We start from the raw sequence: 7,347 nt of genomic DNA, 5'->3' as shown, positions 1-7,347 counted from the left end.
CCGGTTTTTTTAAACCGGGCCCCGGCCCCGCGCGCGCGGGGGGCCCATCGCCGTTACTGCATCAGCTCTTACTGCAGGAGCTTCAGAACTTGCTGCGGGTTCGAATTAGCTTGCGCCAACACCGAGATACCCGCTTGTTGCAGCACTTGCGCCTTGCTCAGGTTGGCCGTTTCTTGTGCGAAGTTGGCGTCCGTGATTTGCGATTGTGCCGACGACAGGTCGGTCGACTCAGCTTGCTGCGACGTTGCGATTGCGGTGAAGCGGTTTTGTGCGGCACCCAGCGATGCTTGCAGGTTGTTCACCGTCTGCAGCGCATTGTCGATCGAGACCATGGCCTGGTTTGCGCCAGTGATCGTATCGATGTTCAGGCCCGAAACCGTCGGCGGGTTGTTGATCGAGTTGATCTGGGCAACCGACGCGGCTGCAACGCCGGACGCGGTCGCGCCCATCGCCGTAGCCAGGGTGGCGTTCAGCGTCAGGTTGGTGACTGCCGTGCCCGTACCTGCTGCCGTACCGGCCGAGAAGATGTTGGCCACTGCGCCCGACGAGATCGCCTGATTGTTCTGGTCGGTGAAGGTGTAGCCGCCCTTGCCGTCCGACAGCACGTTGACCGACGTGATCGTCGCGCCGGTGCTGGTGTACGTGCCGGTCGCATCCGTGCTGACAGCAACCGTGCCGACCGTTTGACCCGTTTGCACCAGGCCGCCGCCGATCTTCGCAGCCGACATCGACTGGCTCAGGTTCAGGCTGATCGTTTGACCGACGTTCGCGCCGACCTGGAACGTCACGCTGCCTGCCGAGCCGTCCAGAATGTTCGTGCCGTTGTACGTCGTTTGCGACGCGATACGGTTCACTTCAGAGATCTGTGCCGAAACTTCTTGCTGCAGTGCTGCCTGGTCGCTCGACGACAGCGTGCCGGTCGATGCCTGCACGGCCAGCTGACGAATACGTTGCAGGCTGGACGTCAGCGACGACAGTGCGCTCGATGCGGTTTGAATCATCGACACGCCGTCATTCGCATTCGACACGCCTTGGTCGAGGCCGTTGATCTGCGTTTGCATACGCGTCGAGATTGCCAGACCTGCTGCATCGTCAGCCGCGCTGTTGATGCGCTTACCCGACGACAGGCGCGTGATGGCTTGCGAGAGGGCGCTTTGCGAGCCGTTAAGGTTTTGCTGTGCAACCAGCGAGTTGATGTTGCTATTGATTCCGAGCATGAAAATCTCCTAATTAAGCCTTGAGCCCAAAACGCCACGTTGGCATCGGCGGAAGCACTCGTTCATTGCTGGCCGCCTCAGTGAAGGTTGACGGCGCGTCTAAAAAAAACTTGAGGGACTTTGTGCTATAGCGACCCAATTGTTTTTACGGCGGGTTACGCCGTCGCTTGTCTGTAAGCCGCTTGCAGCCTTGTTCGGACGATTCACTGCAGGTATTGAAAAGACGGCGTATTCTCTTTTTCTCTTGTGGCAAACCCTGGAGAAATCATGCAAAAGCGCCGGATTGGACGTTCCGAATTGGAGGTTGCGCCGCTTATGTTCGGCGGCAATGTATTTGGCTGGACCGCCGATGAGGCGACCTCGTTTTCGATCCTCGATGCGTTTGTCGATGCTGGACTCAACTTTATCGATACCGCCGATGTCTATTCCGCGTGGGCGCCGGGCAACCAGGGCGGCGAATCGGAAACCATCATTGGCAAGTGGTTCAGGCAGAGCGGCAAACGCGACAAGATCGTGCTCGCCACGAAGGTTTCCAAGCATCCGCAGCGCAAGGGCCTGTCGGCGGCGAACATTCACGCTGCGGTCGACGATTCGCTGCGGCGCTTGCAGACGGATTACATCGATGTCTACTTTTCTCACGACGACGACACCGAAACGCCTTTGACCGAAACCCTCGGCGCCTATCAGAAGCTGATCGAGGCGGGCAAGGTGCGGGTGATCGGCGCGTCGAACTACAGCGGCGCGCGCGTCGAGGAAGCGCTCGCCGTGTCCCGCCAGCACGGGCTGCCCGAGTATCAATTGCTGCAGCCGGAGTACAACCTGTACGATCGCGCGGAGTATGAGCGTGACATCGAACCGGTGGCGCTCGCCAATCAGCTCAGTGTGGTGGTGTACTGGAGTCTTGCCAGCGGCTTTCTGTCCGGCAAGTACCGTTCGCAGGCCGATCTGGCCAACAAGGCGCGCGGCAGCCGGGTCGGGAAGTATCTGAACGAGCGTGGTTTGCGGATTCTGGACGCGCTCGACCGGGTCGCCGGGCGGCACGGCAGCACGCCGGCCACCGTCGCACTTGCATGGCTGATCGCCCGTCCAAGTGTTACCGCCCCAATTGCCAGCGCGACCTCGGTCGACCAGCTCAAAAGCCTGGCCGCCGCAGTCCATTTAATGCTGACCGGTGCCGATATCCGCGAGCTGGACGAAGCGAGCGCCTGACCGTGCAGGAGGCCTGGCGCGATCGCTAAACCCCTGGTAGGATGGAGAGTTTCCTGATATCATCGGGAGTGAATTGAGATCTTTGCCTGTTTCGTCAATGTTTTTCATTGATGAAAGGTTGGCGAAACGGCAGCAGACGGGGCTTCGGCATTACGTCTGTCCGCGTTCCGCGGTGAACTCCCCACCTCTCTTTTCCGGCCTCCGTGGCCGTTATGCCTCTCGTTTCATTCGTGGTTTGGCCGGGATTTGTCCCGCGTTTGCCTGTTACTGGCCATGAATCGAAACGACCGGAGGGCCGGCGCGTGAGCGGTATCCGCCACGCAATTTACCCCTATCAAGTGATTGAGTTAGGAATTACATGACGACGATTCTTCTGAAAGAAAACGAGCCGTTCGAAGTGGCGATTCGCCGCTTTCGTCGCGCAATCGAAAAGAATGGCCTGATCGCTGAACTGCGTGAGCGCCAATCGTACGAAAAGCCGACCACGGCACGTAAGCGCAAGAAGGCTGCTGCTGTGAAGCGCCTGCACAAGCGCCTGCGCAGCCAGATGCTGCCGAAAAAGCTGCACTAAGCACGCTTTTCCGCGCTGCATTTCGCGCATTGCACGCCGAACGGCGGTGTGAGCTTCGAAAGAAGCCACATCGCCGTTTTGCTTTTGGGTCGCCGGTTCGGCGACGCCGCCTCAGCCCGCTTTGCGATTACGTCCTTTTTTGCCGAGCGCCACGCAGCGCGCCCGGCACATGCAGCCCGCCTCGTGGTCGTTCACCATGCCGATCGCCTGCATGAACGCATAGCAGATCGTCGAGCCGACGAACTTGCAGCCATAGCGCTTCAGCCCCTTGCTGAGCGCGTCCGACACTTCGGTCGATGCAGGCGCCTGTTTATACGATGCCCAATCGTTCTGGATCGGCGTCTGATCGACGAACGACCAGACGAAGTTGGCGAGCGAGCCGTGCTCGGCCTGAATCTGCTGCACGGCGCGCGCGTTGGTAATCGCCGACTCGATCTTGCCGCGATGGCGCACGATACTTTCGTCCAGCACCAGTGCATCGACATGCTTGGGCGTAAAGCGCGCCACCTTGTCGATGTCGAAGTCGGCGAATGCGCGGCGATAGCCGGTTCGTTTGTTGAGAATCGTCGACCATGACAAACCCGCCTGTGCGCCTTCCAGCACAAGCAGTTCGAACAAATGCTGATCGTCGCGCGAGGGTACGCCCCATTCGGTGTCGTGGTAGTGTGCGAGCGCTTCGCTCGATACCCAGTTGCATCGCTGTGTCACTTTCGCGCTCCCGCGTTGTCATGTCGCTCGTCAGCATAACGGAAGCCGTACGCGCCGCAAGTTGGCTATTCGGCCGATTGCCGGATTGAAACTGACCTGCCACGCTATGCGTTATTCCCCACCTGAACTCACCCAATTCGATGAATAAAGACCTCTTTCTGATCGGCATTGACGGCGGCGGCAGCGGTACCCGGGTCGTACTCAGCGACGCGCAAGGCCGCGAACTGGCGCAGGCGGCGAGCGGGCCGTCGGGTCTGGGCCTCGGTGTGGAGCGCGCGTGGCAGGCCATCGGAGCCGGGTGCGCCGACGCATTTGCACGTGCCGGTGTGGCGCTGGACTGGTCGCGCTGCGTACTCGGCTGCGGGTTGGCAGGGGTCAATAATCGCGACTGGCTGGCCGCATTTCGCGCGCAGGCCCCCGCAGTGGCCGGGCTCGCGGTGAAAAGCGATGTTTACACCAGCTTGCTGGGCGCACACGGCGGCGCGCCCGGCGTGGTGGTCGCGCTTGGCACGGGCAGTCAGGCGGCCGTGCTTGATGGCAATGGTGAATGCCGAGTCGCTGGCGGCTTCGGTTACCCGTCGGGCGACGAAGCGAGCGGCGCCTGGCTCGGGCTGCGGGCCATCGTGCACGCGCAGCAGGCGCTCGACGGCCGTGCACCCACCGACGATCTGGCGCAGGCGATGCTCGCCCACGCCGGTGCACATGACTACGACAGCCTCGTGGTCTGGCTGTGCGAAGCCAATCAGACTGCTTATGCACGGCTTGCACCGGTCGTCATCGCGCATCGCACGCATCCGTTCGCGGCGCGTCTGCTCGGCGAGGCCGGCGTCGAAGTGGGCAAGATGATTGCCGCGCTCGACCCTTCGGCGACTCTGCCAGTCGCGCTGAGCGGCGGTCTCGGCGCACCTTTGCGCGAGTACGTGCCCCAGATCTATCAGGCTCGCTTGCGCGAGCCGTTGGCGGACTCGGCACACGGCGCGTTGCAGTTGGCGCAGCGCGAAGCGGTTCGCATCGCAGGTTGAGAATCGGCTGGCGCGCCGGGCGCAATCTCGCGGATGCGGCGCACAACGGTAAAATGCGATCTTTGATGCTGCCCGGCTGCTCACACTATGTACAAAGTCATTGCTACTGATCTCGACGGCACGCTGCTCAACGCCGATCACCAGGTGGACCCGTTCACGATCGCCACGGTGCGTAAGCTGGAAAGCGATGGGCAGCACTTCGTGATCGCAACGGGGCGCCACTACTGCGACGTGGCGGCTATTCGCGACCTGCTAGGCATCAACCCGTATCTGATCACGTCGAACGGCGCGCGCATTCACGCGCCGGACAACACCGTGATCCACGCCGATGACCTGCCTCCGGCCATCGTGCAGCGGCTGGTGCAGCCGGAAATCGTCGGCGCGCATGGCCGCGTGATCGTCAACCTGTTCGCCGACCAGGCGTGGTTGATCGACCGTGATGCGCCGGACCTGCTGAAATTCCACCAGGATTCCGGCTTCACCTATGAAGTGACCGATTTGCCGAAGCACGACGGCGTCGACATCGCCAAGGTCCTTTATATCGGGGAGCCCGCCGATCTCGCGCATGTCTCGGCCAGCCTGGCGCGCGAATTTGGCGACGCGCTGTACGTCACCTATTCACTGCCGGATTGTCTGGAGGTGATGACGTCGAACGTCTCGAAGGGACGTGCTTTGCAGATCGTGCTCGAGCGCCTCGGCGTCCACGCCTCGCAATGCGTGGCTTTCGGCGACAACATGAACGATATCGACCTGCTGGAGACAGCCGGCCATCCGTTCATGATGAACAACGCCAATCCCGATCTCATCACGCGTCTGCCGAACGTGCCGCGCATCGGCAACAACTTCGAAGCGGGCGTTGCGCACCATCTGCGTAAGCTTTTCTCGCTCGACGACGAACTGATGTCCTGAAATCGGCGCTGTCGCCCCGTCATTGAGGCTTACATCCGTACGCCCGGCTAATCGGCAGCGCTCGCGGAAGCACCCGCTGGAGCTGCCGAAGAGCTTCCCGGCAGTGCCGCGCATGGACAATCCACAGCGCGGCCGTTCAGCCCTTGGTGGTCAAGCTTGAAGCTGGCGTGGGCCGTGCCGTTCTGCCAGTTGAGACGAACAATATAGATACTGTCGAAGTCGTCGGTGTGCCAGTTGGGGACATCCGCGGCGTTGCCGCCATGCGTGCTCATCATCTGGCGCAGCAACTTCACGATCAGCTTGTGCTCCCACGCAACGACAATCAGCTTGTTGCGATTGGCCGGATTGACGAGCGCCGTGCCAAGCTGGTCGATCTGTGCAAAGCCGTACGGCGTTTGCACCGGCATCTGGAACTGGATGGCGGTCGGCTCGATAGTCGCAAGCGGCCGGATATAGTAATAGGGATGGCCGCTGTCGTCCTTTTGCTGGCCCGGATCGGGTGCGTAGATCGCATCCGGTTTGCCGAACTTGGCGGCGATCACCGCCGGCAAGGCCAGCGCGCGGTTGAGCCCCTGGCAACTGAGTTGGCCGTAACCCTTGGCGGGTTTCTCACCGTGGCGCACGAATACGAGCGTTTCCGTATTGCCGTCCGCGGCATGGGCAGCGGGTAACGCCAGTACGCCAGCACACAGTCCGGCGATGGAGAGTGCGACGCCATGCAGGAATCCGCGGAAACGGGTCATCGATCGTACCTGTGTGAGCTTGGGAAGTCGCACGATTCTAGCAGTGGGCCATTGGCAAGCCACGGGGCCGCCTGCATCGTGAGCACAAAAACAAAGCGGGCGCCGTAGCGCCCGCCTTGACTGCCCGGATAGCGCACTCGCTAATCAGTCGAGCGCCAGTTCCTGCGAATTGCCGCGGCGGCTTTCGGCGATGAGCGGGTACAGCACGCCTGCGATCACTGCGCCGATGATCGGTGCGACCCAGAACATCCACAACTGATCCACCGCTGCGCCGCCGACGAACAGCGCCGGGCCGGTGGAGCGCGCCGGGTTGACCGACGTGTTGGTCACTGGAATCGAGATCAGGTGAATCAGCGTCAGGCACAAGCCAATGGCGATCGGCGCGAAGCCGGCCGGCGCGCGCTTGTCGGTTGCGCCGAGGATGACGAACAGGAAGAAGCCGGTCATCACCACTTCGCAAATGAATGCGGCAGCGAGCGAGTAATGGCCCGGCGAGCGCTCATCGTAACCGTTGCTGGCGAAACCGCTGGCGACAAGGTCGAAGCCCGGCTTGCCCGAGGCGATCAGCGACAGCACCAGCGCACCCAACACCGCGCCGATCACCTGAGCAACGATGTACGGCAGCAGGTCGCGAGCCGGAAAGCGGCCTGCGACGGTCAGGCCGACGCTCACCGCCGGATTCAGGTGGCAGCCGGAGATGTGGCCGATCGCAAAAGCCATGGTCAGGACCGTGAGGCCGAATGCGAGCGAAACACCCACGAAGCCGATGCCCAGACCGTGGACCGGGCCGGCGAAGTTAGCGGCGAGGACGGCGCTGCCGCAGCCTCCGAGCACGAGCCAGAAGGTGCCGAACAGCTCGGCAGCAAGGCGCTTTGACAACTGCATGATTGGTAATCCTAAAATGTTTGGCGCTTGGAATGGCATGCGTGCTAAGCGCGAGTGCATGTCTTTGAGCGTGCAATTCTAGG

8 protein-coding genes are annotated in these 7,347 nt (G+C 61.7%); 4 read left to right on the top strand and 4 right to left on the bottom strand.

The window, feature by feature from the left end; all coding sequences use genetic code 11:
* Nucleotides 1-68 precede the first annotated feature (68 nt).
* On the bottom strand, nucleotides 69-1,217 hold the full coding sequence (locus PQQ96_RS41160; RefSeq protein ID WP_408303024.1) for a flagellin: 1,149 nt from the start codon (nucleotides 1,215-1,217) through the stop codon (nucleotides 69-71).
* A 267-nt stretch (nucleotides 1,218-1,484) separates the two neighbouring features.
* On the opposite strand from PQQ96_RS41160, the gene PQQ96_RS41155 reads away from it, so the two are divergent.
* Nucleotides 1,485-2,426: an aldo/keto reductase gene (locus PQQ96_RS41155; protein ID WP_408303022.1), complete on the top strand. Its 942-nt coding sequence runs from the start codon at nucleotides 1,485-1,487 to the stop codon at nucleotides 2,424-2,426.
* A 358-nt stretch (nucleotides 2,427-2,784) separates the two neighbouring features.
* The gene (gene rpsU / locus PQQ96_RS41150) at nucleotides 2,785-2,997 is read left to right on the top strand and encodes a 30S ribosomal protein S21 (RefSeq protein WP_006050883.1); all 213 of its coding nucleotides are present in this window, start codon (nucleotides 2,785-2,787) and stop codon (nucleotides 2,995-2,997) included.
* Nucleotides 2,998-3,108: 111 nt separating this feature from the next.
* Here rpsU and PQQ96_RS41145 read toward each other — a convergent pair whose 3' ends face one another.
* Nucleotides 3,109-3,705 (bottom strand): DNA-3-methyladenine glycosylase I, encoded by a 597-nt coding sequence (locus PQQ96_RS41145; protein ID WP_408303020.1) that lies wholly within the window; start codon nucleotides 3,703-3,705, stop codon nucleotides 3,109-3,111.
* A gap of 140 nt (nucleotides 3,706-3,845) precedes the next feature.
* On the opposite strand from PQQ96_RS41145, the gene PQQ96_RS41140 reads away from it, so the two are divergent.
* Both PQQ96_RS41140 and PQQ96_RS41135 read left to right on the top strand, forming a co-directional pair.
* Nucleotides 3,846-4,727, top strand: a complete 882-nt coding sequence (locus PQQ96_RS41140; protein ID WP_408303018.1) for a glucosamine kinase nucleotide-binding domain-containing protein — start codon at nucleotides 3,846-3,848, stop codon at nucleotides 4,725-4,727.
* Between the two features lie 87 nt (nucleotides 4,728-4,814).
* Nucleotides 4,815-5,636, top strand: a complete 822-nt coding sequence (locus PQQ96_RS41135; protein WP_408303016.1) for a Cof-type HAD-IIB family hydrolase — start codon at nucleotides 4,815-4,817, stop codon at nucleotides 5,634-5,636.
* Between the two features lie 47 nt (nucleotides 5,637-5,683).
* Here the strand turns inward: PQQ96_RS41135 and PQQ96_RS41130 are convergent, their stop codons facing one another.
* Together PQQ96_RS41130 and aqpZ are read right to left on the bottom strand one after the other, a co-directional pair.
* Complete coding sequence (locus PQQ96_RS41130) at nucleotides 5,684-6,379, bottom strand: histidine phosphatase family protein (RefSeq protein ID WP_408303014.1); 696 nt, start codon at nucleotides 6,377-6,379, stop codon at nucleotides 5,684-5,686.
* Nucleotides 6,380-6,523: 144 nt separating this feature from the next.
* Nucleotides 6,524-7,264, bottom strand: coding sequence for an aquaporin Z (aqpZ, locus tag PQQ96_RS41125; RefSeq protein WP_408303012.1), 741 nt, complete (start codon nucleotides 7,262-7,264; stop codon nucleotides 6,524-6,526).
* Nucleotides 7,265-7,347 lie beyond the last annotated feature (83 nt).

It is taken from the genome of Paraburkholderia sediminicola, assembly GCF_046027825.1.
In the GTDB taxonomy this organism is placed as follows: domain Bacteria; phylum Pseudomonadota; class Gammaproteobacteria; order Burkholderiales; family Burkholderiaceae; genus Paraburkholderia; species Paraburkholderia sediminicola_D.
The sequence above is the reverse complement of the archived record's forward strand: the minus strand, read 5'-3'. Positions and strand labels throughout refer to the sequence as shown.